This window comes from Nitrosospira sp. TNL200, assembly GCF_055386305.1.
In genome coordinates, this window is sequence record NZ_AP041003.1 from 1,094,079 (window position 1) to 1,119,837 (window position 25,759).

Consider the following 25,759-nt stretch of genomic DNA (forward strand, 5'->3'; position numbering starts at 1 on the left):
TCGGCGTTGTCCCGCGGCATCTCGTGCCGATGGGTGAACAACGCGCTTGATCATTCGCCGCTGACGTCGATCCTGCTCATTTTTAACGTACTATTCCGGAGATATTCTGAAAGGTCAACTGCACCGATGTGCGCTATCGCATAGTACACTGTATTGCGGCGTAACCCAAAATCGTCAATTCCCCATCCATAACTCGGCCTGCAGTTGCATGACGTCGCCAAGGTTGTGTTCCCGCGCATAGGTGCGGCGAAACCAGCTTGCGCCATTTCCCGCGGAAAGTATTTTCCGGATCTGTTCCAGCGCCTCCACCGCTCCCAGTTCGCTTGCATGGTCGCCAATGCGGTTCAGCATGGCGGTGATATCTTCCCGGATAGTACGCCGCTCATGCGAGCGCGGGTCGATGAAAATTCCTTCGAGTCCGAAGCGGCAGGCCTGGAACCGGTTGAACGTATATACCAGGTAGTCATCCTCTTCCGGCGGAGTGCGCTGCTCCACCATGATATAGCGGGACATGGACTGGATGTAGCAGGCGATGGCGGCTGCAACTTCCACTGTGAGCGGCGTGTCGCATACCCGTACTTCAATCGTCCCGAATTCTGGTTTGGGGCGAATATCCCAATAAAAATCCTTCATCGATTCCACCACGCCGGTAGCCGTCATTTTGGCAAAAAAGGCTTCGAAGTCGCTCCAGCTCAGGACAAAGGGGGCACGTCCGCTCAAGGGGAACGAAAATACGGAATTAAGCCTCGCCGAGGCGAAGCCCGTGTCGTGTCCCTGCACAAAAGGCGAACTGGCCGATAAGGCGATGAAGTGCGGTATATAGCGCGACAGCATGTGCATCAGATGGAGCGCTTCGTCAGGGCCTGCGCAGCCGACATGCACGTGCTGGCCGAATATGGTGAATTGCTTGGCCAGGTACCCATACAGTTCGGAAAGGTAATGAAAACGGGGAGCGTCGAAAATCTTCTGCTCGCTCCAGTGCTGAAACGGATGCGTGCCTCCACCCGCCACGGCAACGTTGAGGAAACGCCCCGCATCGGAAACTGTTTTGCGCAGTGCGCTCAGTTCATCGACCAATGCGGCATATTCCTGTTGTACGGAAGTGTTGATCTCGATCATGCTGCGAGTCATCTCGGGCTTGATATCGCCGGGATGCGTATGCTTTGCCACCCGCCGCAGTATGTCGGGCGCGGAAGAAACCAGATTGTAGTCATTGCAACTGAGCAACTGCAGCTCAAGTTCCACCCCCAGGGTGAGTGGGCGAGAGGATGCGAACGGCATCAGGCTCATGTTTTCTCCTCCGGGGTCTCCCCGGCCGCCTTGAGGGCTTTTTGCATCACGATGGGCCCGGCAATCTCCAGTATCACGATACAACTCATCAGTACGAGCCCCATTCCGGCGCCAAATGCGGGAAACATCGTGCTCGTATCCAGCGTAAGCAGAAGCGCAACGCTGGACATGGGCACGAGCGCAATGCCCAAAGCCACCGTCTGGCGCATGCCAATGCCGCTGTAATGCCCCAGCGCGAGCACGGATAGCAGCTTTGCCGCACTGCGCACGACAATGAGCAGCAAGACCAGCAAACCGTAACGCAAGCCGCTCAGGTCTGCGGCCAAGCCATTTGCGATAAACATCAGCACGACCAGAACAGCGCCGGCTGATCCGAAATGCGGGGGGAAAGAACGCGGCCGCTGGCGCTGGTAACGCGTGATCAAGCCGGCGGCAAGCAGCACCAGGATCGGACTGAGCTTGAGGGTCGACGCCATGATGGTCGCGAAGGCGATCATACCGAACAGCACGAAGGAAAAGGTTTCCTCGTGCCGGCCCACGTAATGATGAATGCGTTCGAAGGTGACGCCAAACAGCCAGGCCAGCAGGGCCGACCCGCTGATGAGGTAGAGCGGAGCCAATATGGAATGCACCAGATCGGTGCCGGTTTCGCCGTGCATGAAGGCTACTGCGATTTTGTACAAAATGACCGCATAAATGCAATTGAGGGCGGTCATCAGCAAGAGCCTGTCGGTTACCTGGCCCTGGGCGCGCGACTCGGTCACGATGCGCACCACGATGGCCGGTGAAGTAGCGATGGAGATGGCGGCAACCACAAAGGCGGTGACGGAAGGAATATCAAACCAGACCAGGAACAGCAGCACTGCAAAAAAACTTGCTCCAGCTTCGAGCAGACTGGTGGCGGCAAGCCAGGGATTGGCCTTGAGCCAGCGAAGATTCACCTTGCTTCCCAGCTCAAATAACAGAATCCCAAGTGCGAGGTCGACCACCAGGCGCCATTCCGCGGCAGGCAATTGGGGGATCAAACCCATCCCGCCTGGACCAAGCAACAAGCCGATACCTATATAACCGACGATGCGCGGGAGATTGGCGTAGCGCACCAGCGCCTCGCCGACAAGTACGCCCACCACCAGCGAAAGCGCAAGCCAGAGCGCGGGGCTGACAGAAAGCGGCCAGAGGGGAAGATAGCTGGACCAGGTCATGCCGGGACAAGAGATAATGTCGGGAAAGCTGCCGTATTTGCCGCCTCAAGCGTTATTTTCGGATACACCCGGCCCTCCTTGGGGATAAAAGTGAACGTGGCGCCTTGTGCTTGTACAAAACGAAACTGCTTAAAACAGTGAAACGCGTGGTTGCCCGTGGGTGAGGATTCTGGCTGAGAACCGTAAATCTGGAGAGATGGCTGAATTATAAACGATGAGGAATGGTTGGGAAGCGTTCATCGGATGTTCCATTACACCGTGTCCTTGGCCGTAATAGGGAAATAGGGGCATTCCGGAAGGATTTTGTCTCAATCGAGAACCCTTCCGCTTCACGGAAAGATCTTGTGATAAACGGAACTTAAGGAAGCGCTGAACAAATCCTCGCTGAGCGCGTTGCCGGTAAAATCGGGATGATCATAAGACGCGCGACGCAGGTCGTAGCCGGGACTACGATGCCAAGGAGCGCAACGCCATGAGAACCCGATTTTACCACAACCCTTATGGGGCGGGGCTTTGCGAACGGTCTGCCTTGTCAGTCTCCTAGCGAAGGGGATCAACCATTCGCATCGTCGCCTTTCGCGCATCCCATCCCGCAAAGCCACCGCCGCGCCAGCGGAGATTTATTCAGCGCTTCCTTAAGTAAAAGTTTTCTTTCAGTCTGGTCTTCCCCGCTTCCCGCAGAGCGAAGTTTGCGGATGGGATTGTGATTGTTGCTTATGAACCAGGGTCAGCATGGTGCAGGACCAGGATTTCCATGATCCTATGGAGGGAATAGCGATTCGGCGAGTTATTTCCTAAAATGATCTTGCGTTTCGCCTCCGGATGTGCAAAGAATAAGTATGGCACTTAAGCGGGTAATCAGCGGATAGCTGGCGGACAATGGGCGCTTTGATTTTTTACACTGCGATCTATTTCCTCGGGTTTGTGGCTGCATATTTGCTGAACCAGCTTACCGGCCGCATCCTGATCCGGAATCGGCGGCTTGCCGGTCTTGTCCTGGTCCTTATGGTCGCGGTCGTTCACGCGTCGAAGATCATCAGCACGCCGCCTCCGCACCATTCCGATATCGGGGCAGGATCTGCCCTGGGTTGGTACGTTATTCTTCCGGTTGCAATCATCATTATCGTCGTGACGTATTTGACCTGGCAGGAGGGGCGGGATGATGACGGGTAGGCATCGCAATCCCCGCCCTTTATCGCAATGTAATATTGGTGAGCCCATGCCTGAAAGACTTGTTCTACTCATGAACGTTTCAACCGCCTGCCAACTCGCCTTAGCCATTGTCTTATCGCCCTTGCCGGCCTGGTTACGCGCATCGAGTTGCATTCAAGGAACGCTGCCATCGCTTGCTCCTTCACCGCCATTGCCTGGCGGCAATCGGCATTCTCCGCAAGCAATCTTTCCCGGTCTCGTACCATTGGCATGACGGATTGTATATAGCTTGCCATGGCGTGCAGTTCATCCTTGAATATGGATGAAGGAAGGAAGTCCTGCTTGCTGAAATCCTCGATTGCCCTGGTATACAAAGCCTCCAGTGCGCCTGCCGCGGCGTGAAGTGCGCATTTGCTCCTGACGGTGGTTGTTACGGCCGCGACTCGATCAGCATCATATGCGGAAACGGCCTGAATAATGGATGCAGAATTGAATTGACCTGTGGTTAACCTCGGCGAAAAATTCTGACCCCGCAGTAAATCAAGGTTGTCTAGATCGGCAAGATCAAGGCATGCGGTGGGACTGATTGGTAGGAGCGCACATCCGGAAGCGATCGCTTCGATAGCCGATCGGCCGGATGCAAGAACGATATCGTACTCGGGCAGCACCACCTCCGGCGCGCACGTCTCTCCTTGCGGTAGCCAGAGATCGAGCTTGATGCCCATGGATTCGAAGGCCTTGCAAAGCTGCGAGGCATGCCAGCCGGTGCGGTCGAAGCTTCTCAGGTAGAGCAGCGCAGTCCGGGGTTTTCTCCTCGGCGTGCGGACAAAACGAAACCGGTCGAGATCGACCCAATTAGGAATGGTCATGACTTCCTGATCGGTCAAGCCAAGCGACAAACGAATACGCTCTGAAACCACCGAACACATCCCGACGTAGTACAGAAGCCGTGGATGAACCGGCGGTCTTTCCACCCACGGCAGCGATCCATGGCAATGATAGATGGCTGGCACGCCAGGAAATGCACACAAAGCGCGCATGGTATCCAGATGGTGCTGCCCATGGATGATGTCAGGCTTGAAGGGGGACTCGAAAGGATTGAGAATTGTGGGAACCGACATTCCTTTTAACAGGGTTCCTGCTTCGCCGATTTGCGAACTGCATGCCGCAACTTGATGTCCTCGAGAGACCAAAGCCCGAGCGAGGTCGACCACTGCCCACTCGCTACCTCCCAAGGCTGCAAGCGTATTGTTGGTAATGAGTATTTTCATGGATGCTGGCGTGGTGAGCAAACTTAAGAAAGCGCTGAACAACCATTCGCTTCGTTGCTTTTCGCGTATCCCATCCCGCAAAGCCATAGCCGCGCCACCCAGGATTTGTTCAGCGTTGTTTCCTTAATTCATCCGAGTGCAGGCGAAGTCAAATCTCGAATATTTGAACGGCTAGACCGCGAGACACGGCGCAAATATTGTCGAATACCCTTATCGGGATGAATAGCTGTAAGAATTTACAGGTTTGCTGGATCGTTATTCCTCGGGGCAGGGTATGAACCTAAATCCGGCAGTCGATCACTCATTTCCGGTTTAGATCCATGATCCATAAAGACTTTCCACGGTACTTGACGTTCACTTGCATGGTGAGTCCGCTACAGGGCGGCTACAGGCAGATTGCGCGATTTTTGCGGTACATGACTGCGTTGCATCGCCCAGTCAGGTTCTGGATATGAATCGCATCGACAGATCCACAGCCTTGATATCCTTGGTGAGGCTGCCGATGGAAATGCGGTCCACGCCGGTTTCCGCTACCGCACGAACGTTTTCCAGGGCGATTCCCCCGGATGCCTCCAGTATCGCGGTCTTGCCGGATGCCTGCTTGTTCAGCGCCACTGCTTTTCTCAAGCTTTCGAGATCGAAATTGTCCAGGAGAATCATTTTTGCGCCGGCATGAAGCGCAGCCTGCAAGTCATCCAGCGTTTCCACTTCCACCTGCATGAATAATCCTGGCGATGCAATTTTTTCCACAGCCCGCAACGCCTGCATGATTCCGCCCGCCGCGATGACATGGTTTTCCTTGATGAGTACGCCATCGTACAACCCCAGGCGATGGTTCGTTCCACCACCGCACTTCACCGCGTACTTTTGCGCGAGCCGCAATCCGGGCAGGGTTTTTCGGGTATCCACTATGACGACTCCGGTTCCATGGACGGCGTTGACATAGTGCGAGGTTTCCGTTGCGACTGCCGACAGCAGCTGAAGAAAGTTCAGCGCGGAACGCTCGCCCGTCAGCAGCGTGCGTGCTTTCCCGGTGATCCGGCAGAGTTCCTGGCCGGGGTTTATGACGGAGCCATCCCCTGCAAACCATTCGATCCGGGTATCGGGCGACAATCGGGCGAAGCATGCATCGAACCACGGAACGCCGCATAATACCGCGTTCTGGCGGCTGATGACACGGGCAGCGGCGGTCTCGCCTGCGGGGATCAGTTGTGCGGTGATATCCCCGCGGCTGTCCCAGTCGTGCGCATTTTCGGGGCCGAGGTCTTCCGCTAGCGCCCGAGCCACGTTATCCCTTATTTCGATGGCAAGGTCCATCAGCTCTCCCGGTTTGCCGTTAACCTGTTTGTTCAATTGATTGCGTATTCTACCCGAAGAGGATGACCCGGCCACCGGACGGCGAACCATATCGCCAATGGCTCTTCCCAGCCCAGGCCGATAAGGGTGTCTCCTTGAAATTCCGGTTTTGCTCCCACATATAAAGAAAGGCACTCTTTCAACCACCCAAGGAATTCCCATGCGTTTCGACAAGCTGACCACCAAATTCCAGCAGGCGCTGGCCGATGCGCAGAGCATCGCCGTGGGCCAGGACAATCCCTATATTGAACCGCAGCATTTGCTGCTCGCGCTCCTGCAGCAGGAAGACGCCTCAACCACCTCGCTGCTGCAGCGGGCGGGCGCCAATGTCCCTCCATTGCGCGATGCCTTGAAAAGGGCCATAGAACGCTTGCCCAAGGTGGAGGGTACCGGCGGGGAAATCAATGCCTCGCGCGAGCTCGGCAATCTGCTCAACCTTGCCGACAAGGAAGCGCAGAAACGGAACGATCAATTTATCGCATCCGAGATGTTCCTGCTGGCGGCATGCCAGGATAAAGGCGAAACCGGCAACCTGCTGCGGCAGCACGGAGCCAGTCGCGCCGCGCTGGAGCAGGCAATCAGCGCGGTGAGGGGAGGAGAAAATGTGGGCAGTCCCGAAGCCGAGGGCAGCCGTGAAGCGCTGAAGAAATATACGCTGGACCTGACCGAGCGCGCACGCATGGGCAAGCTGGACCCGGTGATCGGCCGGGATGACGAGATTCGCCGCACTGTCCAGGTACTGCAGCGACGCACCAAGAATAACCCGGTTCTCATCGGCGAGCCCGGCGTGGGCAAGACGGCGATCGTCGAAGGCCTCGCGCAACGCATCGTCAATGGCGAGGTGCCGGAAACCCTGAAGGACAGGCGCGTGCTGTCGCTCGACATGGCGGCGTTGCTGGCGGGCGCCAAGTACCGTGGGGAGTTCGAGGAACGCCTGAAATCCGTCCTGAAGGAGATTGCCCAGAGTGAAGGCAGCATCATCGTGTTCATTGACGAGCTTCATACCATGGTGGGGGCTGGCAAGGCGGAAGGGGCGATAGACGCGGGCAATATGCTCAAGCCCGCGCTGGCGCGCGGAGAGCTGCATTGCGTGGGCGCCACCACCTTGAATGAATATCGCAAATACATCGAGAAAGACGCGGCGTTGGAGCGGCGATTCCAGAAGGTGCTGGTGGAGGAGCCCACGGTGGAAGCGACTATCGCCATCCTGCGCGGGCTGCAGGAAAAATACGAGGTGCATCACGGCGTCGATATCACGGATCCCGCCATCGTCGCCGCGGCCGAACTTTCCCATCGCTACATCACCGATCGTTTTCTGCCGGACAAGGCTATCGACCTCATCGATGAAGCGGCGGCCCGCATCCGCATGGAGATCGACTCCAAGCCTGAGTCGATGGACAGGCTGGACCGGCGCCTTATCCAGCTCAAGATCGAGCGCGAGGCCGTCAGGAAGGAAAAAGACGAGGCTTCCCAGAAACGCCTGAGCCTGCTGGAAGATGAAATCGCGAAACTGGAGCGCGAGTATGCCGATCTCGAAGAGATCTGGAAGGCCGAGAAGTCGCTGGTGCAAGGCTCCCAGCATATCAAGGAAGAGATGGAAAAGGTCAGGCTGGAGATAGAAGCGGCAACGCGCAAGGGAGACTGGCAAAAGGTTTCGGAATTGCAGTACGGGCGCCTTCCGCAACTGGAGGCGCAATTGCAATCGCAACTCAACAACCAGCAGCGCGAAGAGCAAGCGGCGGAATCCGAGGCGCCCGGCAACAGGCCGAAGCTGCTGCGCACCCAGGTGGGGGCGGAAGAGATCGCCGAGGTGGTATCGCGCGCGACCGGCATTCCGGTCTCCAAGATGATGCAGGGCGAACGGGAAAAGCTGCTGCACATGGAGGAGAAACTGCATGAACGGGTCGTGGGCCAGGATGAGGCCGTTCGGCTGGTGTCCGATGCGATCCGCCGCTCGCGCGCGGGACTGGCCGACCCTAACCGGCCTTATGGCTCGTTTCTGTTTCTGGGTCCCACGGGGGTGGGCAAGACCGAATTGTGCAAGGCACTGGCCGGCTTCCTGTTCGATGCCGAAGATCATCTCATCCGTATCGATATGTCCGAGTTCATGGAGAAACATTCCGTTGCCCGATTGATTGGCGCACCTCCGGGCTATGTAGGATACGAGGAAGGCGGTTATCTGACCGAAGCGGTTCGGCGGAAACCGTACGCGGTGATTCTGCTGGATGAAGTCGAAAAAGCGCATCCCGACGTATTCAATGTTCTGCTTCAGGTGCTCGACGACGGCCGCATGACGGATGGGCAAGGCCGCACGGTGGATTTCAAGAACACGGTGATCGTAATGACTTCGAATCTCGGCTCGCAGATGATCCAGCAAATGGCGGGGGATGATTACCAGGTCATCAAACTGGCGGTGATGGGTGAGGTGAAAGCCTATTTCCGGCCCGAGTTCATCAATCGCATCGATGAGGTGGTGGTGTTCCATGCACTGGACGAGAAGCATATCAAATCCATAGCGCGGATCCAGCTACAGCAACTGGAGGCGCGGCTGGCGAAGCTCCAGATGAATCTCCAGGTATCGGATGCGGCGTTGGCGGAATTGGCGCAAGCGGGGTTCGACCCGGTTTTCGGAGCGCGCCCGTTGAAACGCGCGGTCCAGACGCAGATCGAGAACCCTCTGGCCAAGGAAATATTGGAAGGTCGCTTCGCAGCGAAGGACAATATCGCGGTGGATTGTAAAAACGGAGTGATGTTATTTGCGAAATCGTAGCAAGACAGCATTGCTTTGCTCCACCTTGTGCTAATCCGGTCCACAGCCTCGAGAGGGCCGGGCGGCGCGCGCAAGGTGTCGCCGCCCGGACTGCGCGAATCCCACGACCAAGTGATTGTTCATCGTTTCATTACCGATGCCGTGTATTGCAGGGGGAAGTCCCGGGCCGCTCGTTCTTGTTCCTCCGCCAGCTCTTGATTTTTTGCTGTCGAAAGGTGCGGGGGTGTGCGCCCCCAATCGGGAATTATATTGAGAGGCACGAGATTCAGGTAAAATGGACGTTTTTTTAAGGGTACTGTCATGCATGGTGCCGTAATCAGAGGAAGCCTGGTTGCCATTGTCACGCCCATGCATGAGGGGGGTGAGCTGGACCTGGAACGTTTTCACGCGCTGATCGATTTTCACGTGACAGAGGGAACGGACGGTATCGTAGTCGTCGGCACCACTGGCGAATCTCCCACCGTGGATTTTGATGAGCATCATCTGTTAATCCGGACGGCGGTGGAACGGGTTGCTGGACGCGTTCCGGTTATTGCGGGAACCGGCGCGAATTCGACGAGGGAAGCGATCGACTTGTCCCTGTACGCCAAAGATGCGGGCGCGGATGCGAGCCTGTCGGTCGTGCCCTACTATAACAAGCCCACCCAGGAGGGTTTGTACCGACATTTCAGAGCGATCGCGGAAGCGGTGGATATTCCCCAGATTTTATACAATGTTCCCGGCCGCACCGTGGCTGACATAAGCAACGAGACGGTGCTGCGCCTCGCTCAAATTCCCAATATTGTCGGCATCAAGGATGCCACCGGGGATATGGGGCGAGGTTTTGATCTGTTATGCCGTGCCCCTGAGGGGTTTTCGGTTTATAGCGGAGATGACGCGAGCGGACTCGCGTTGCTGCTGCTCGGGGCGGATGGGGTGATTTCGGTTACCGCCAATGTCGCTCCGCGGCTCATGCATGAAATGTGCCTTGCCGCATTTGCGGGCGATCTCGGCCAGGCGCGCTCCCTGAACGGGAAGCTGCTTAAACTGCATCAGGATCTGTTTATTGAGGCTAATCCCATCCCGGTGAAATGGGCGGTGGCGCAGATGGGGCTGATTGGGCCGGCCCTGCGGTTGCCCTTGACGCCATTATCCGATCGAAACGGACAGATTGTCCGGGATGCGATATCCCACGCAGGCATAGCAATACAATGATATAAATAAACAAGGTAATCCCCCGGCTATGCCGGGGGACTCAGTAAGGTTTGACCGTGTGAAGCGGTCGCCCCGATTCTTTTAGCTCGACCAAAAGCTAGGAGAATCGAATGAGAGATTACCAGAGTCTGACGCACACGACATGGGACTATAAGTACCATGTCGTGTTTATACCGAAGAGGCGGAAGAAGGCGATATTTGGGGCGATACGCAAGCACCTTGGAAGAGTGCTGCACGAGTTGGCGCAGCAGAAGGGTTGCCAGATCGTGGAAAGGCACTTGCAGTTGGACCATGTACACATGTGCATCAGTATTCCACCCAAGTACGCGGTATCGCATGTAGTGGGATATATCAAGGGCAAGAGTGCGATATCGATTGCGAGGAAGTTTATGGGCAAGGCAAGAAACTTTACGGGCGAGCACTTCTGGGCGCGTGGTTATTTTGTATCGACCGTAGGACTGGATGAAGAGATGGTCAGAGAATACATCCGGCACCAAGAGAAAGAGGACGAACATTATGATCAGCTCAAGCTTGGCATGTGATGCCGCCTTCAGGCGGCGCCAGCTTTTTGCCCCTTTGAGGGGCTAATAGAACTAAGCCTCCGGCTTTGCCGGAGGTGACTTAACTGGAACCACATATTCCGTTGTTCGCGATCCATCTAAGCAAGCTTCCCCGAGGATCATCCACCTGGCCTCGTCCATGGAAACCAGCATCGGCATCTGTTCGAATCCGTTCAGTCGGCGGCTGGCACCAATCCTGCAGAGTTGGCTGGCTCCTTCGTGTTGGGCGGTCATGATTAGAGGGAGCCGGTGTTGCATATGAAATGGCGGATTGTGGTTGCAGTATGCCTGGTGGCAAGCATGGCAGGATGCAACCTGTTGCCGGAAGGCAAGAAAATCGATTATAAATCGGCGGGAAAGCTCCCTCCGCTGGAAGTGCCGCCGGACTTGACCACGCCGGGCAGCGACGAGCGCTATGTCGTTCCGGATATCAATCCGACAGGAAGCGCAACTTTTTCTGCCTACAGCAAGGAGCGTAACAAGCAGCCGGGATCGGGCGGCAGTTCCATTCTGCCGACACTGGATGATTCCGGCGTGCGCATGGAGCGCTCCGGCACGCAGCGCTGGCTGGTGGTGAAAGGCGAACCGGAAGAGATATGGCCGGTGGTGAAGGAATTCTGGCACGACCTGGGTTTTCTTATCAAAATCGAGATGCCCGAAGCCGGGGTGATGGAGACGGATTGGGCGGAAAATCGGGCAAAGATTCCACAGGATCTGATTCGCAGTGCGCTTTCCAAAGTTCTTGATACGCTTTATTCAAGCGCGGAGCGGGACAAGTTTCGCACCCGCCTGGAGCGCGGGGAGGACGGCGTTACCGAGATTTACATCAGTCATCGCGGCATGGACGAAGTGCTGGAAGCCAATATGCGCACGATCTGGCAGCCTCGTCCTCCGGATCCTGAGCTGGAAGCCGAGATGCTCTCCCGTCTGATGATGCGATTCGGCGTGGCGGAGGAACGTGCCAGGGCGATGGTGGGCAGTTCCGCCAACACGGAGCGGGCACGCATGAATCGTGAAAAGGGTGGCGTGCTGACGGTAAACGAGGCATTCGATCGCGCCTGGCGGCGCGTTGGGCTGGCGCTGGACCGCGTTGGGTTCACGGTGGAGGATCGCGACCGTTCGCAGGGAATTTACTTCGTCCGATATATCAACCCGGATGCGGATAACAAGACGGGTGGCGGCTTGCTTTCAAAATTGCTATTCTGGCGAGACGAGAATGCCGATTCGGCGGATCAGTATCGTGTCCAGTTAAGCGAGGCCGGTGCGGCGGCCACAGAAGTCAAAGTACTCAACAAGGACGGTGAGGCCGAGAAATCCAGCACTTCGAGCCGGATACTGGGCTTGCTGTACGAGCAACTGAAGTAATCCGACACCGGTAAGGCAGAGCAATACCGATAGGCAGGGAAGGTCAGGCTGGATCAATACCGGGATGAGCAATCGGCTGTCTATCGCACTGGCGACATACAATGGCGAGCGTTATCTTGGGGAGCAGTTGGAGAGCCTGCTTCGTCAGACGCGGCTGCCGGATGAGCTGGTCATTTTCGATGATGCTTCCACCGACTCGACCGCGGCCATTGTGCGGGATTTTGCCGGGCGTGCGTCTTTTCCGGTACGGTTCCAGATAAACGCCGAACGGCTGGGGTCGACCCGCAACTTTGAAGCGGCCATACGCGCCTGCAGCGGCGATATCATCTTTTTATGCGACCAGGATGACGTATGGTATCCGGACAAGATAGCGCGCATGGAAGAGGAATTCATCGGCGACCCGCAAGCGGGAGCGGTATTTACCGATGCGGACGTGGTGGACCAGGATCTTCGGCCATTTGGTCCGCGGCTGTGGGGCACGGTACGGTTCCAGCGGAAGGACCAGGCGCGGTTTGCGGCGCATGATGCGCTCTCGGTGCTGCTCAGGCATCCGGTGGTAACGGGGGCGACGATGGCTTTTCGCTCGAGCTACCGGGAGCTGCTGCTGCCGATACCGGAAATATGGATACACGATGCGTGGATTTCGCTGCTGATAGGGTCGGTGTCGCATCTGGTGCCGCTGCCTGTTCCGCTGATCGCCTATCGCCAGCACAGCGCCAACCAGATCGGAATACCCAGGCGTAACCGGGAATCGAAGCGTGTTAAAACCGGTTGCGCGGCGTTTTACGGACCGCAGGTTCCTCGTTTTGAAATGGCGCGCGCGCGTCTCGCAGAATTGTCCAGCCGTTTTCCCGGCGCGATACGAAGTATCGAGCGCATCGATGACATGCTCCTTTTTTTGCGGGCGAGGGCAGCCCTTCCTGATTCCCGCTGGCGCCGCCTGCCGGGTGCGATGCATGAGCTCGCAGCGCTGCGCTATCATCGCCATGCGTATGGCTGGAAGAGTTTCCGTCGGGATTTGCTGCGCTAGCAGGCTGCTGGAAGCGCTGATCAAATCTTCGCCGAGCGTGTTGCTGGTAAAATCGGGATGATCATAAGGTGCGCGACGTAGCTCACTGCTCTTTGCGCAGCCCCTTGCACAAAGCAGCCGTCGCCCAGCAGTGATTTGTTCAGTGCTTCCTCGATAAGAATGCAATTTCAAGGAAAAACGGCATGCGGGGCGCGTTTTAGGGTCAGGCATGGCGGCATGATGTTTTTGACGATATTCGGAATTGCCGCAGCCCCGTCAGCCATGACCGCTGATTGCACGGGGCTGCATTTTTGGATCCGGGCAAGATTCATACAAACACGATATCCTGGCATCGATAACCCGTTCCACCGGATCAATCGCCCCTTCATGAATTCATTTTTGATGAATATCCTTTCCGGATTTGTCGTGGCGCTTTATGGACTCAAGGGAGGCTATGCAAAGGTAAAGGTTAAAGGACAGACAATACGCCTCGCGGTGGATAACCTGCGTACGCTGCAGCGGGCCAAGACGTATTCCATCAAGGAGCCGGATACGCTGGATTGGCTCGACAGCTTTCAGCCCGACTCATGCCTTTTTGATCTCGGCGCCAATATCGGCCAATACTCCCTGTACCCCGCGGCAAAATACGGTAAAAAAATCCGGGTTTATTCTTTCGAACCCCAGTGCGCCAATTATTACCTGCTCAACAGAAACATCCATTTGAACAAGCTCGATAGCATCGTCACGGCCTATTGCGTGGCGGTATCCGGACAGAGCACGTTCTCCAGGCTGTATATACCCAAATTTATCGGCGGCGGTAACCGCTCCCAGTTTGGAAGGGAAGATCTGAAGCACATGAAAATACCCAGCGCGCATGTTCAGGGCATGTTTGGCGTGACGCTGGACGATCTTTGCACCAGGTGGGACTTTCCCTGTCCCAATTACATCAAGATAGATGTCGATGGCATAGAAATTCCCATCATACGCGGCGCGGAAAACACGCTCAAAAGGCCGGAGCTCAGGTCGGTAATCGTTGAACTGGGGACCATTGAAGAGCAGGAGGAAGCGATACGCCTGATGGCGCAGGCAGGTCTGGGCGTAAAGTCCAGGACGACGAGGAACTGGGGGGAAACGTGTTTTGTTTTCGAACGGATGGCCACGTTATAATGGCAGCCGCCTCTATCTTTCGTCACCCGCGAGTTGATTTCCGCTGTTGCACAAACTGCAGTTTTTCCTGATAAGTGCCTATTCGTGCCGGTTTATCCGCATTCCAGCAGCATACCTGCGCCAGCCGCGATTTCCTTGCGAAATTTGCTCTTTTCTTCTTTGGCATCGCCTTGTGGAGCAAAAAACCGAGTTTATATGCCTATTACCTGCTCATTGCCTCGTGGATAGTGGCGGGCGGGGGCTTGGAGCGGCTGAAGGAGGTGGGAAGGGAACCCTTCGTGAAGGCCATGCTGATCCTGTGCCTTCTGGTGGCAGCGGGCATCCTTTATAGCGATGGTCCCGAAGCCGGGCATAAGGTATGGCAAAGATACTTTGCCTTCCTCATCTTTATCCCGTATTTTACGCTGATGAGCGCGAAACGGCTGCCGTGGGCTGTCGGCGGACTGGTTCTCGGCTACGTGGGGGTCCTGTTTCTGGGCACATACCAGTGGTTGATGATGGGAGAGCAGGGTATTCCGCCCCTGGGCATCACCTATCTGGACTTCTCTTTCATGCTTGCTATCGGCGTCCTGCTATCCCTGTTTCTTGCGGGTTCAAGCAACAGCCGGTCCATGCGTGTCCTCTGGTGGATTGTGGCGCTCTGGCTCTTGTTCATGCAGTTCCATCAGAATGCGCGGGCCATTCTCCTGGCTACCATCATTTCCTCGGGATTCCTGGTTTTTCTGCTTCATAAAAAGAATATTAAAACTTTCGCCAGTATCATGGCCGTAGCGGTAGTCGCCATCGGGATTTTCTCGTATCAAAGCGATACCCTCCGGGAGAGGCTCATGCAGGCCAGAAGCGATATCGAGCTCTCCAAGCAGCACAAGTACAACACTAGCCTGGGATATCGCCTTGCCATATGGGATGTCGGCTTGCACGGGATATCGGAGCGTCCGTTTTCCGGCCACGGCACCGGCATGGCCGCCAGTTACTTTGATAAGACGATTCCGACATACAAGAACGGGATTTACGGAAACCTGCTGCAATTTCATGAAGAGACCTATCACTATCACAACGACTGGATTGAAATCGGCATGCAGATCGGAATAGCAGGATTGGCAGCTTATGCTTTTCTCCTCTGGAGCTGGTTCCAGGCTCTCCGCCTGCATCATCTGGCCATACCGGGCGCCGCATTTCTCTGTTTCATCTTCCTGTTTGGACTGACGGATGTACTGGTCATATTCAGGCAGAATCTCTACCTGTTACTGGCCCTGACCGCGGTCGGACTTACCTGGAAGGCGCCGGGCCGGATTCAGTTTTATGGTGCGAAAGGTTCTCCCGCCCATGCCTGATTCCGGTTCCGGCTTGCCAGGCCTGACAGTCCTCCTTGTGCGAGAAGGCCAAGGCGTTGTTTCTCAGACGATCTTAAAGTCGATAGCCGATGACGAGGCAGTGGCTCCTGAACGGGATATTGCCGATGTGGCAAGGGTGAGCGGGAGCAATCGGCTGTCTATCGCACTGGCGACATACAATGGCGAGCGTTATCTTGGGGAGCAGTTGGAGAGCCTGCTTCGTCAGACGCGGCTGCCGGATGAGCTGGTCATTTTCGATGATGCTTCCACCGACTCGACCGCGGCCATTGTGCGGGATTTTGCCGGGCGTGCGTCTTTTCCGGTACGGTTCCAGATAAACGCCGAACGGCTGGGGTCGACCCGCAACTTTGAAGCGGCCATACGCGCCTGCAGCGGCGATATCATCTTTTTATGCGACCAGGATGACGTATGGTATCCGGACAAGATAGCGCGCATGGAAGAGGAATTCATCGGCGACCCGCAAGCGGGAGCGGTATTTACCGATGCGGACGTGGTGGACCAGGATCTTCGGCCATTTGGTCCGCGGCTGTGGGGCACGGTACGGTTCCAGCGGAAGGACCAGGCGCGGTTTGCGGCGCATGATGCGCTCTCGGTGCTGCTCAGGCATCCGGTGGTAACGGGGGCGACGATGGCTTTTCGCTCGAGCTACCGGGAGCTGCTGCTGCCGATACCGGAAATATGGATACACGATGCGTGGATTTCGCTGCTGATAGGGTCGGTGTCGCATCTGGTGCCGCTGCCTGTTCCGCTGATCGCCTATCGCCAGCACAGCGCCAACCAGATCGGAATACCCAGGCGGGGCTGGCGCAACCGGCGCAAGCGGCACGGCGGAAGCTTTGCGCTCTTGTATGGCCCGGCGCTTCGCTGTTTTGAAGCGTTGCGGGAAAGGCTGCTGAAATTCGGTAGCCGCTTTCCGCAATCAGAACGCCATCTCAGCCGCCTGGATGCCAAGCTCGTTTTTTTACGCGCTCGTTGCGGGCTACCGCTAAAACGATGGCGCCGCCTGCCGGGTGCAATGCATGAACTGGTGACGCTCCGTTATCATCGTTATGCAAAAGGCATTGTGAGCTTCTTTGGCGATCTATGGCAGAGTTGAACCTGAATCGGGCAGTTGACATGCTTTCATAAGGATTCACCCTTGACCAGCGACAGGTCTTTATCCGCCAGCAGGGTGCCGAGAAAGTGACGGAAACCCGTATCCCTGGCCATAACCATGTCCGCGCTGATCCAGAGCTGTATTCGTCTATTTTTTAGCCGGTAAAGGTCCAAGTAGTTGGGCTTGGGCGAGATGCTGCCGGTGCCGATGCGCTTGGGATAATATACCCATTCAGGGACGATGCCGGATTGCCGGAGCGCAGCCTCGGTTTCTTCATATTTGTACAGCATGCCCAGGATTTCGCTCTTCCAGCGGGCGATGGGCAGAAGAAGATGCATGGGGCGGCGGAGGGGCTGTGGCGCCGGCATTGTCGCTCCCTGGGAATCCGCTTCTCCGGGAACGGTTCTTCCGGAGGGAATGGAATCGGTTTTTCTGGAATGGGCTTTCATGATAAATCTCCTCTAAACGGTCTCCTGTAAGCGGTTTGTGATTTCATCATTCATCCCACCATTTGCGAGGAAGAAGAAATCCCAGGAGCCATGAGCGAATATCTTACGGATATGCCGTAGGCCTACAATTGGACCGAAGTACATCTGTACGGAAGTACGATCCGCCGTTTTTCGAAGAGACCGGCTGCACGCTCCAGGCGGCGTCATGGCAATGGACTCCGGCGGCAATTCAGTGCACAATAACGCAAGTGATGATGCGGGGCTCGCGCTTCCATTCGCTGATCCGCCATGCCGATTTTTTGGCCGCTTCATTGGTGCTTCGTCGAAGTTTCATCCACGTTTTATCCAGTTTCATATGGCGGGCCTCCCCGCATTGCATGGTAGTGAACCTGGTCAGGTCCGGAAGGAAGCAGCCACAGCTATTTTCTGCAAGTGCCGGGGGTCGGGCTCGCCACCCCTATTGCCGGATTGCCTGGGTCGCCCGGATCGCTTCAGGCCCGGCATGGCAACGGAAGGCAGGAAATTTCCATGAATCAAGGCCGCCGGAGAGCAGCCTGACAGCCGTCGGGCTACAATAGCGTTTTCATTTTCCTTTTCCCGTTTTCTCGATATCGTGTCGCAGAACCAGGTTCTTGCCCGTAAGTGGCGCCCCAGGAGCTTTTCCCAATTGATCGGGCAGGAGCATGTCGTCAGGGCGCTGACCAATGCGCTGGAGCAGAAGCGGCTGCACCACGCCTACCTGTTCACCGGGACCCGCGGCGTCGGCAAGACCACGATTGCGCGCATCCTCGCCAAAGCGCTCAATTGCGAGGCAGGCATAACCCCGGCGCCGTGCGGCACGTGCATGGCTTGCAATGAGATTGATGCGGGACGTTTTATCGATTTGATCGAACTGGATGCCGCATCCCATACTCAGGTCGATAAAATGCGCGAGTTGCTTGAAAACGCGCTGTATGCCCCTACCGCTGCCCGATATAAGGTCTATATCATCGATGAAGCGCACATGCTCTCCAAACCGGCATTCAATGCGATGCTGAAAACGCTGGAAGAGCCGCCGGAGCATGTCAAGTTCATTCTTGCCACCACCGATCCGCAGAGAATTCCGGTGACCGTCCTGTCCCGATGCCTGCAATTCAACTTGAAGCAGATCCCGCCGTCACTGATTTCGGCCCGCCTCAAGCATGTGCTCGAAGAGGAAAAGATAAGCTGCGATCCTGTATCGTTGCAATTGCTGGCTCGTGCAGCCCAAGGCAGTATGCGCGACGCCCTGAGCATCCTGGACCAGGCCATTGCCTTTGGCGAGGGCAGTATTGAAGAAACAGGCGTGCGCGACATGCTGGGCGCCATCGACCAAGGCTATCTCTATGATCTGCTGGATGCGCTCGCCCAAAAAGATGGCGCTGGCATGCTTGCCATTGCGGATGCGATGGAAGCTCGCAGCCTGTCGTTCGATGCGGCCTTGCAGGATCTCGCCACGCTGCTGCATCGCCTTGCGCTAGCCCAGATCGTGCCATCCGCCATAGGAGAAGATACTTCAGAACGCCAGCGCGTTTTTGCACTGGCGGCGGCATTCCCGCCGCAGGATGTTCAGCTTTTCTACCAGATGGCCATACTGGGCCGCAGCGACCTGAGCCGTGCGCCGGATGAATACGCGGGATTCACCATGACTCTTTTGCGCATGCTCGCTTTTCTCCCCGAGGATATGCCGGGTGCAGATGCAAAATCCGCCATGCCGTCGTCTCCATCCGCCCCACGGATGAGTGGCGGCAGAACTGATAAGAATGCGGGATGGTCTCCGCCGTCGCCACCGGGCCCAGTCAAAAGCGTCAAGCCCGTTGCATCGGCGCGGAACACATCCAGCCCGGAACGAAGCCCAGGGCAATCTCCGGCGGTGATTGCAGACGCTGAAGGCATGGCGGGCGCTGCAGGCAAGGTGAAAACCGCGGTGGGTGCAAGGACGGCAGCGATATCGGGAGAAGCAGCAGGGAAGGCACGCATGCCAGCGGGACTGGATTGCGCCATGGATCTGTTCAGCGGCGACTGGGCAACGGCCATAGGCCAGTTGAAATTGAGCGGTATGGCGAAAGAGCTGGCGCAGCATTGTGAAGTGAAGAACGTCTTGGTACACGAAATCGAATTCGCGATACCGAAGGCGAGCAGCCACTTGCTCGGTTACCAGGATAAATTGAAGGCCGTGCTAAGCGAGCATGCGGGCAGACCGTTGCGCCTGAAATTTTCGATTGGGGACGGGACAGGCATGACGCCCGCGGAACAGGAGAATCGCGAAAAACAGGAAAAGCAGATGCAGGCTATTGCAGCCATCGAATCCGATCCCTTCGTGCGCGACCTGGTGGAAAATTTCGACGCAAGGCTGATCGTTTCCTCGATAAACCCCATTCAATAGTGGAGGCAAGAAAATGATGAAAGGCGGCTTGGGCAATTTCATGAAGCAGGCGCAGCAGATGCAGGAAAACATGAAAAACATGCAGGAGAAGCTGGCGTCGATCGAAGTTGAAGGCCAGTCCGGGGCGGGAATGGTCAAGGTGGTGATGACCTGCCGGCACGATGTGAAGCGCGTCACCATCGACGACAGCCTGATGGGTGATGATAAGGACATGCTGGAAGATCTGATCGCCGCCGCGGTGAACGATGCGGTGAGGCGGGTGGAAACCACCGCCCAGGAAAAGATGGCAGGCCTGACGTCCGGCCTGACCCTGCCTCCGGGAATGAAATTACCGTTCTAGGGCCTGTTAACACTTGTTTCGCACCCACGACGGTGATGGATTTCAATCAGAACAAGGCACGAGCTGCACGGCAGAGTAAGCTCTGCAAGCGGCGAGCAACGATGGGTTGGGTGAAATTCCATCCCGTTCCTCTGGGTTGCGCACGAAAAAACGCGGGGACGGCGTTGCAAATCTTGGGCATAGGCCCCTATGCCCTGCGCTTCGCGCCTTATTCTCACGTTTTTTCGCGCAGCAACGCGGGTGTGAAACAAGTGTTAGCAGGCCCTAGCTTGCGGTTGCGGTCGCGGATGAATAACAGATTGATCGGAAAGGACGGTGAACCGGGAATATGGCCGGGCCAGCCATGAAGGCGCCTGCCGGTCTCCAGGATTTGATGGAAGCTTTGCGCTGTCTGCCGGGCGTGGGTCCGCGCTCGGCGCAACGCATGGCCTACCATCTCCTGCAACGCGATCACGCCGGCGCGCAACGCCTCGCCACCTCGCTGGATTATGCGTTGAAGTACATCAGGCACTGCGAGAAGTGCAATAATTTTACCGAAGAGCCGGTATGCGAACTATGCCGATCTCCCCGGCGCGATGCGACCATGCTCTGCATCGTGGAGATGCCCGCGGATCTGCTGATGATGGAGCAGGCGCACTGCTACCAGGGCATGTACTTCGTGCTGATGGGAAGACTTTCTCCACTGGACGGTGTCGGCCCCCGGGACATTCATCTCGACCGCTTGCTGAAGCGGATACAGGATCCGGTTCGGGATCAGGTGGTGCGCGAGGTCGTGCTTGCCACCAATTTCACCGTGGAAGGAGAGGCGACGGCTCACTATATCGGCGAGCTGCTCCACGGCAAAGGGGCGAAGGTCAGCCGCATTGCACGCGGTTTGCCCGTGGGGGGCGAGCTGGAGCACGTGGACAGTGGCACGCTCGCGCAGGCGATGATCGAGCGCAGGGAGCTATAGGAGGCTCCCGCATAATCTATGTGGCCCGCTGCCGGAAGTTCCCTGGCTCAAGGGTTGAACCTGAATCCGGCAGTTGACCGGTCATTTCCAGTTTGGAACCATGATCCACCAAGACTTTCCGCGGTACTCGACGCTTACCTGTATGATGAGTTCGCTACAGCGCGGACTGCGCGATTTTTGCGGCACATGACTGCGTTGCGACTCTTTGGAATGGAATGGCCATTGCGCGTCGTAGCACCTTGCCCTGCACTCTAGAAACCGCACACTCCACTCCCTATCCAATTGCTACTGCCGGATTCAGGTTGAATGAAGACCATCTCGCCAAAGGTTGCGCCAAGACCGCGCAAGCCGGCCGCTGCGGCTGTTTCAGCCGCCACGGCGGCAGTGAAAGGGCCCAAATCTTCCCGCACGGCTAGGAGAAGGGGGACCAGGAAAATAATTTCTGTGCCGGCAGTGTCCGCTCATCCTTCCGTTCCTCCCGCATCCGGCGCCGGCCCGGCCACGCATAAGCTCCAGAAGCTGCTGGCCCAGGCGGGCCTGGGATCGCGCCGCGAAATGGAAGAGCTGATTGCCGCAGGGCAGGCCACCATCAATGGAAAAATTGCCAAAATCGGGGACCGCGTCGGTCCCGAAGATGTGGTACGGCTGGGAAAACGCGTCATCCACTTCCGGCGCAGCGGCACTTTGCCTCGCGTGATGATCTATCACAAGCCGGAAGGCGAAATCGTCAGCCGCGACGATCCCCAGGGCCGCCCATCCGTCTTCGACAGGCTGCCGCAACTGCGGTCATCGAAGTGGATCGCCATCGGCAGACTGGACTACAATACCAGCGGCTTGCTGATCTTCACCACAAACGGCGAACTGGCCAACCGGCTGATGCACCCCCGCTTCGAGGTCGAGCGCGAATACGCGGTGCGCATCATAGGCCGCCTCACGCCGGAAGCCGTGGAAAGATTGACCGCCGGTATCGAGCTGGAGGACGGACTGGCCAGGTTCGATCAATTGTCGGACCAGGGTGGCGAGGGTTCCAATCATTGGTACCGGGTGGTGTTGAAGGAAGGCCGCAATCGCGAGGTGCGCCGCATGTTCGAAAGTGTCGGGATGGCGGTCAGCCGGCTGATGCGGGTGCGGTTCGGCCCCATCAACCTGCCCCCGCGCCTGAAGCGCGGCAAATGGATGGAACTGGATGAGGTTGAAGCAAGGCGCCTGCTGGCGCTGGTGGAGGGCAATCAGGGCTGACGAGACTGGTTTGGAAGATTACTTCGGGATCTCGTTGCGCCTCAGCAGGAACACGAATTCATCTCCCCCGCTGGTTTCGAGCCAGGTAAAAGGCGTGCGGGGGAAGTTTTTTTCAAGTTCGGCCCGGTTATGGCCGATTTCGGCCACGAGTATTCCATTTTCGGTGAGATGGGTCGCGGCTTCGCGCAGGATTGCGCGGATCGCATCCAACCCGTCGACCCCGCTCAACAAGGCGCTGCGCGGCTCATGCCGGTATTCCTCCGGGAGGGCCGCCATGGAAGCTGCATTGACGTAAGGCGGGTTGCTCACGATCAGGTCATACCGGTGGCCCGCCAAGCCATTGAAAAGGTCGGATTGCACGAGAGTGATCCGATGTTGCAGCTCATAGTCCGCCACGTTTTTTGCGGCGACCTGCAGTGCGTCTTCCGAGATGTCGGATGCATCGATGGCGGCATTTTCGAAAGCATGTGCGAGGAGTATCGCAAGGCATCCCGATCCGGTGCAAAGGTCGAGTGCCGAGCGGACGGTGTCAGGCTCCTGCAACCAGGGCGCGAGTTGCTCGCGCAACAGCTCGGCAATGAACGAGCGCGGTACAATCACGCGCTCATCAACGTAAAAACAGAAATCTCCCAGCCAGGCCTCGTTTGTCAGATAGGCAGCCGGTATTTTTTCGGTGGCGCGGCGCTCGATGACATGCAAAACCTGCGCCCGTTCGGTGGTGGTGAGACGTGCATCCAGGAAGGGATCGAGCTGGTCTGGCGGCAGGTGGAGCGAATGGAGAATGAGATAGGCCGCTTCGTCATACGCGGATGCCAAGCCATGCCCAAAAAACAGCCTCGCTTCGGTAAAGCGGCTTACCGCGAAGCGCAGCAGGTCTCGAACGGTCTGGAGCTGATTGCCTGCTTCATTGTACATGGGAGAAATTTCCGATTGACTCTGACAAGAGATTCGGATCACCCGGTGCGTTGATTCACAATCAGGATTTCCTTAAAGGAAGGAAGGTTTCGGGATCATATGCCCCGCTTATGTCTTCAATAGCAGGTTTTCCAGCGTCATCCGGTAAATCTGCGGCAACTGTTCCAGATCCCTCACTTCCACGTACTCGTTGATTTTGTGGATGGTTGCATTACGCGGTCCCATTTCCACTACCTGCGGGCAGATATCGGCGATGAATCGTCCATCCGATGTGCCACCAGATGTCGAAAGCGCGGGTTCGATCCCCGTCACGGCCATGATCGCACGGCTTATCGCATCCACCAGGCTGCCTCCGGGCGTGAGATAGGGCTTGCCTGAGAACTCCCACTTGATGTCATAATCGAGATGGTGCTGGTCCAGGATGCCGTGCATCCGCGCCTGCAGCGATTCGACCGTGCTGGCGGTGGAAAACCGGAAGTTGAACAGGATGGCGACTTCGCCCGGTATGACGTTGGTGGCACCGGTGCCACCGGCGATATTGGAAATCTGCCAGGTCGTGGGAGGGAAGAATTCGTTGCCCTCGTCCCATACAGTCTGCGCGAGTTCGGCGATAGCCGGAGCCGCGAGGTGGATGGGGTTTTTTGCAAGATGAGGGTAGGCAATGTGGCCTTGTATGCCCTTTACCGTCAACGTGCCGGACAAGGATCCCCGCCGGCCATTTTTTATGGTGTCGCCGAGATCATCCACGCAGGTGGGTTCGCCGACGATGCAATAATCGATCAGTTCACCTCGCGCTTTGAGTCTATCGACCACCTTTGCGGTGCCGTCTATGGCGATGCCCTCTTCATCGGATGTCACCAGCAGCGCGATGGAGCCGCGGTGGCCGGGATGCTCGGCTACAAAGGCTTCGATCGCGGTAACGAAGGCCGCGAGCGAGCCCTTCATATCCGCCGCGCCGCGCCCATAAAGCCTCTCGTCCCGGATCTCCGGCGTAAAGGGATCGCTTTCCCATTTTTCCAGGGGGCCTGTCGGCACCACGTCGGTATGGCCGGCAAAACATATCAGCGGCCCGATGCTTCCGCGCCGCGCCCATAGGTTATCGACTTCTCCGCAGCGAATTTTCTCGATGCGGAAGTCCATCTTTTCCAGGTGTCGGATAAGAATATCCTGGCAGCCGGCATCGGAGGGCGTGAACGAACGGCGGGCGATGAGCTCCTGGGCGAGAGTCAGCGTGTCATTTTGCATGTCGTGTTTTTTCCAAAAAGGAATCATCGGTCGGTCCATAAATTATAACTGGTACCGCGTTGCGTTTCAGCCTCGTTGCATCGCGCCAATGCCAACACGTTCTTGCACGAGTTGCAGCATACTGAAATTGTCCGGAGCGCACACCGTTAACGCGGCTAACAGCGAGGTATCAGTCCACGTCATGCGCCGTCGATAGATTTTTGTGGTGTTGATAGAACTTGATGGTGTTTACCATCAAATCATGCGCGAGCGTGATGATCACGCAGCTTATCGTCGGCAGGGCTGCAAGGGGAGCACAAGAAGCCGGGCAATCTTGGCAGCAGGAGGTCTTTGGGCTGCGTCGCGAGAAATCGATCGATTTTCGGGCCGCGTGGACGGATCGTGGCGACCGAGTCGCTTTGAAGTCGGGTTGGGTTACGGCTGCCCGATATAAAGGTGGTTCACGCCGGGACAAAGAGCCATCGACCGCCAAGCTTGGATCACAACCAGCGGTGAGCTCGGGCAAGCTTGTGTGCAGCTTACGGCGATCTACCTGAGGAGATGAAAGCACCGGTGCTCCTGAAACAGCAATAGAAGGAAGGTTGTTGGCGTTACAGTTGCGCCAGAGGCTGAAATTCTCTTTCAGCTGTTGCGATTGACGTAACGGTCGGGCGGTTGCTATGCTAGCTTCATATCTGAGCCTTCGTGGATGTGTGTGAATTCATAGAGGAAAGAACATAAAGATGCTCTTGGAACTTCCCTGTAGACTGACAAGAAACTGCAGCTGATCCACGGCTGTGATGACTTTGATGGGCATCGGCTTGTACACCTACGTCACCGATCCAGCAAATATCGAAATTCTGGAATACCATTGAGGAAACGAACGTGGCACGCACCATTATTCATGTTGGTCCTTCAGACATTACTGTGGGTTAGTAGTACGCTATCGCGCATGGTCTTCAAGGAGGGCACTGCTCAAGCGCAGCATGAGCGTCATCGGGTGCGTAGGTGAGGGTTGAAACCCATAGTGCTCGTAGAACTGCTTCGCCTTTTCATGAAGTGCGTGCACAAGCAATGCTCTCACCCCTGCATTCTGCGATACGGCCACTGCGCGGTTGACGGCATCCTGCAGCAAGGCCGCGCCCAGGTGTAGTCTCTGCATCCTCCGGTCGACCGCGAGCCGGGCGAGGATCATGACAGGAATCGGGTCAGGCATGTTGCGCCGCACGCCGCTGGTTGCCAGTCGGTGCGAAACTGCACCAACTGCCATGGCGTAATAGCCGCGGACATTGCCCTCTTCATCGGTGACGACAAAGGTGCGGCTTGCGCCACTCAACTGATTGGCCAACGCCCTCCGCTTGATCCAGTCATCAAGTGAGGCTTCGCCACACTCGAAGTCATCCAGCCGATGCAAAGCGGTAAGTGGCTCCGGCGGATTGAACTGCAAGC

The 25,759-nt window shown here is 56.8% G+C and carries 21 protein-coding genes and 1 other RNA gene; 14 read left to right on the forward strand and 8 right to left on the reverse strand.

The features are described 5' to 3' along the window. Positions 1–174: 174 nt before the first annotated feature. Both ACZ5CE_RS04850 and ACZ5CE_RS04855 read right to left on the reverse strand, forming a co-directional pair. Complete coding sequence (locus ACZ5CE_RS04850; protein WP_464576686.1) at positions 175–1,290, reverse strand: YbdK family carboxylate-amine ligase; 1,116 nt, start codon at positions 1,288–1,290, stop codon at positions 175–177. Next, a complete protein-coding gene (locus ACZ5CE_RS04855; protein WP_464576687.1) occupies positions 1,287–2,492 on the reverse strand; it encodes a cation:proton antiporter in 1,206 nt (401 codons plus the stop codon). The genes ACZ5CE_RS04850 and ACZ5CE_RS04855 overlap by 4 nt, the downstream gene beginning before the upstream one ends. Before the next feature lie 879 nt (positions 2,493–3,371). On the opposite strand from ACZ5CE_RS04855, the gene ACZ5CE_RS04860 reads away from it, so the two are divergent. Beyond that, positions 3,372–3,665 (forward strand): hypothetical protein, encoded by a 294-nt coding sequence (locus ACZ5CE_RS04860; RefSeq protein ID WP_464576688.1) that lies wholly within the window; start codon positions 3,372–3,374, stop codon positions 3,663–3,665. A gap of 68 nt (positions 3,666–3,733) precedes the next feature. Here the strand turns inward: ACZ5CE_RS04860 and ACZ5CE_RS04865 are convergent, their stop codons facing one another. Both ACZ5CE_RS04865 and nadC read right to left on the reverse strand, forming a co-directional pair. Continuing rightward, entirely contained in the window at positions 3,734–4,915 is a 1,182-nt protein-coding gene (locus ACZ5CE_RS04865; RefSeq protein ID WP_464576689.1) for a glycosyltransferase family 4 protein, read from the reverse strand. A gap of 438 nt (positions 4,916–5,353) precedes the next feature. Beyond that, positions 5,354–6,232: a carboxylating nicotinate-nucleotide diphosphorylase gene (nadC, locus tag ACZ5CE_RS04870; RefSeq protein WP_464576690.1), complete on the reverse strand. Its 879-nt coding sequence runs from the start codon at positions 6,230–6,232 to the stop codon at positions 5,354–5,356. Between the two features lie 199 nt (positions 6,233–6,431). Between nadC and clpB the strand changes: the two genes are divergently transcribed. The 8 genes from clpB to ACZ5CE_RS04910 all read left to right on the forward strand — a co-directional run bounded on the left by clpB (position 6,432) and on the right by ACZ5CE_RS04910 (position 16,787). Further along, complete coding sequence (gene clpB / locus ACZ5CE_RS04875) at positions 6,432–9,041, forward strand: ATP-dependent chaperone ClpB (protein ID WP_464576691.1); 2,610 nt, start codon at positions 6,432–6,434, stop codon at positions 9,039–9,041. A gap of 300 nt (positions 9,042–9,341) precedes the next feature. Then, entirely contained in the window at positions 9,342–10,235 is an 894-nt protein-coding gene (gene dapA / locus ACZ5CE_RS04880; RefSeq protein WP_464576692.1) for a 4-hydroxy-tetrahydrodipicolinate synthase, read from the forward strand. A gap of 110 nt (positions 10,236–10,345) precedes the next feature. Continuing rightward, positions 10,346–10,777, forward strand: a complete 432-nt coding sequence (gene tnpA / locus ACZ5CE_RS04885) for an IS200/IS605 family transposase (protein ID WP_464576693.1) — start codon at positions 10,346–10,348, stop codon at positions 10,775–10,777. A 276-nt stretch (positions 10,778–11,053) separates the two neighbouring features. Continuing rightward, positions 11,054–12,160 (forward strand): outer membrane protein assembly factor BamC, encoded by a 1,107-nt coding sequence (gene bamC, locus ACZ5CE_RS04890; protein WP_464576694.1) that lies wholly within the window; start codon positions 11,054–11,056, stop codon positions 12,158–12,160. Positions 12,161–12,224: 64 nt separating this feature from the next. Then, positions 12,225–13,190 (forward strand): glycosyltransferase family 2 protein, encoded by a 966-nt coding sequence (locus tag ACZ5CE_RS04895; RefSeq protein ID WP_464576695.1) that lies wholly within the window; start codon positions 12,225–12,227, stop codon positions 13,188–13,190. A 366-nt stretch (positions 13,191–13,556) separates the two neighbouring features. Then, the gene (locus ACZ5CE_RS04900; protein ID WP_464576696.1) at positions 13,557–14,336 is read left to right on the forward strand and encodes an FkbM family methyltransferase; all 780 of its coding nucleotides are present in this window, start codon (positions 13,557–13,559) and stop codon (positions 14,334–14,336) included. 74 nt (positions 14,337–14,410) lie between these two features. Beyond that, positions 14,411–15,670, forward strand: coding sequence for an O-antigen ligase family protein (locus ACZ5CE_RS04905; RefSeq protein ID WP_464576697.1), 1,260 nt, complete (start codon positions 14,411–14,413; stop codon positions 15,668–15,670). Further along, positions 15,663–16,787, forward strand: a complete 1,125-nt coding sequence (locus ACZ5CE_RS04910) for a glycosyltransferase family 2 protein (RefSeq protein ID WP_464576698.1) — start codon at positions 15,663–15,665, stop codon at positions 16,785–16,787. Before ACZ5CE_RS04905 ends, ACZ5CE_RS04910 begins: the two co-directional genes overlap by 8 nt. Before the next feature lie 26 nt (positions 16,788–16,813). Here the strand turns inward: ACZ5CE_RS04910 and ACZ5CE_RS04915 are convergent, their stop codons facing one another. Continuing rightward, a complete protein-coding gene (locus ACZ5CE_RS04915) occupies positions 16,814–17,236 on the reverse strand; it encodes a hypothetical protein (RefSeq protein ID WP_464576699.1) in 423 nt (140 codons plus the stop codon). A 357-nt stretch (positions 17,237–17,593) separates the two neighbouring features. On the opposite strand from ACZ5CE_RS04915, the gene ffs reads away from it, so the two are divergent. From ffs to rluB, 5 genes are all read left to right on the forward strand, one after another. Beyond that, positions 17,594–17,692, forward strand: an RNA gene (gene ffs, locus ACZ5CE_RS04920) — signal recognition particle sRNA small type. 157 nt (positions 17,693–17,849) lie between these two features. Next, positions 17,850–19,640 carry a DNA polymerase III subunit gamma/tau gene (dnaX, locus tag ACZ5CE_RS04925; protein ID WP_464576700.1) on the forward strand — a complete coding sequence of 597 codons (1,791 nt, stop codon included), beginning with the start codon at positions 17,850–17,852 and terminating at the stop codon, positions 19,638–19,640. 16 nt (positions 19,641–19,656) lie between these two features. Further along, the gene (locus ACZ5CE_RS04930) at positions 19,657–19,980 is read left to right on the forward strand and encodes a YbaB/EbfC family nucleoid-associated protein (protein ID WP_464577433.1); all 324 of its coding nucleotides are present in this window, start codon (positions 19,657–19,659) and stop codon (positions 19,978–19,980) included. 343 nt (positions 19,981–20,323) lie between these two features. Beyond that, entirely contained in the window at positions 20,324–20,932 is a 609-nt protein-coding gene (gene recR / locus ACZ5CE_RS04935; RefSeq protein ID WP_464576701.1) for a recombination mediator RecR, read from the forward strand. A gap of 444 nt (positions 20,933–21,376) precedes the next feature. Continuing rightward, positions 21,377–22,171, forward strand: coding sequence for a 23S rRNA pseudouridine(2605) synthase RluB (gene rluB / locus ACZ5CE_RS04940; protein WP_464576702.1), 795 nt, complete (start codon positions 21,377–21,379; stop codon positions 22,169–22,171). Between the two features lie 18 nt (positions 22,172–22,189). On the opposite strand, the gene prmB is transcribed toward rluB, so the two are convergent. The 3 genes from prmB to ACZ5CE_RS04955 form a co-directional block, all read right to left on the reverse strand. Then, entirely contained in the window at positions 22,190–23,086 is an 897-nt protein-coding gene (gene prmB / locus ACZ5CE_RS04945; protein ID WP_464576703.1) for a 50S ribosomal protein L3 N(5)-glutamine methyltransferase, read from the reverse strand. A 108-nt stretch (positions 23,087–23,194) separates the two neighbouring features. Then, positions 23,195–24,331 carry a succinyl-diaminopimelate desuccinylase gene (gene dapE / locus ACZ5CE_RS04950; RefSeq protein WP_464576704.1) on the reverse strand — a complete coding sequence of 379 codons (1,137 nt, stop codon included), beginning with the start codon at positions 24,329–24,331 and terminating at the stop codon, positions 23,195–23,197. Positions 24,332–25,253: 922 nt separating this feature from the next. Beyond that, positions 25,254–25,757, reverse strand: a complete 504-nt coding sequence (locus ACZ5CE_RS04955; RefSeq protein WP_464576705.1) for a GNAT family N-acetyltransferase — start codon at positions 25,755–25,757, stop codon at positions 25,254–25,256. Between the last annotated feature and the right edge of the window lie 2 nt (positions 25,758–25,759).

What these genes read in the sequence shown, in the direction of transcription:
- ACZ5CE_RS04850 (WP_464576686.1), bottom strand. Translation starts at nt 1,290, where the DNA reads ATGAGCCTGATGCCGTTCGCATCCTCTCGCCCACTCACCCTGGGGGTG.
- ACZ5CE_RS04855 (WP_464576687.1), bottom strand. Translation starts at nt 2,492, where the DNA reads ATGACCTGGTCCAGCTATCTTCCCCTCTGGCCGCTTTCTGTCAGCCCC.
- ACZ5CE_RS04860 (WP_464576688.1), top strand. Translation starts at nt 3,372, where the DNA reads ATGGGCGCTTTGATTTTTTACACTGCGATCTATTTCCTCGGGTTTGTG.
- ACZ5CE_RS04865 (WP_464576689.1), bottom strand. Translation starts at nt 4,915, where the DNA reads ATGAAAATACTCATTACCAACAATACGCTTGCAGCCTTGGGAGGTAGC.
- nadC (WP_464576690.1), bottom strand. Translation starts at nt 6,232, where the DNA reads ATGGACCTTGCCATCGAAATAAGGGATAACGTGGCTCGGGCGCTAGCG.
- clpB (WP_464576691.1), top strand. Translation starts at nt 6,432, where the DNA reads ATGCGTTTCGACAAGCTGACCACCAAATTCCAGCAGGCGCTGGCCGAT.
- dapA (WP_464576692.1), top strand. Translation starts at nt 9,342, where the DNA reads ATGCATGGTGCCGTAATCAGAGGAAGCCTGGTTGCCATTGTCACGCCC.
- tnpA (WP_464576693.1), top strand. Translation starts at nt 10,346, where the DNA reads ATGAGAGATTACCAGAGTCTGACGCACACGACATGGGACTATAAGTAC.
- bamC (WP_464576694.1), top strand. Translation starts at nt 11,054, where the DNA reads ATGAAATGGCGGATTGTGGTTGCAGTATGCCTGGTGGCAAGCATGGCA.
- ACZ5CE_RS04895 (WP_464576695.1), top strand. Translation starts at nt 12,225, where the DNA reads ATGAGCAATCGGCTGTCTATCGCACTGGCGACATACAATGGCGAGCGT.
- ACZ5CE_RS04900 (WP_464576696.1), top strand. Translation starts at nt 13,557, where the DNA reads ATGAATTCATTTTTGATGAATATCCTTTCCGGATTTGTCGTGGCGCTT.
- ACZ5CE_RS04910 (WP_464576698.1), top strand. Translation starts at nt 15,663, where the DNA reads ATGCCTGATTCCGGTTCCGGCTTGCCAGGCCTGACAGTCCTCCTTGTG.
- ACZ5CE_RS04915 (WP_464576699.1), bottom strand. Translation starts at nt 17,236, where the DNA reads ATGAAAGCCCATTCCAGAAAAACCGATTCCATTCCCTCCGGAAGAACC.
- ACZ5CE_RS04930 (WP_464577433.1), top strand. Translation starts at nt 19,657, where the DNA reads ATGAAAGGCGGCTTGGGCAATTTCATGAAGCAGGCGCAGCAGATGCAG.
- recR (WP_464576701.1), top strand. Translation starts at nt 20,324, where the DNA reads ATGAAGGCGCCTGCCGGTCTCCAGGATTTGATGGAAGCTTTGCGCTGT.
- prmB (WP_464576703.1), bottom strand. Translation starts at nt 23,086, where the DNA reads ATGTACAATGAAGCAGGCAATCAGCTCCAGACCGTTCGAGACCTGCTG.
- dapE (WP_464576704.1), bottom strand. Translation starts at nt 24,331, where the DNA reads ATGCAAAATGACACGCTGACTCTCGCCCAGGAGCTCATCGCCCGCCGT.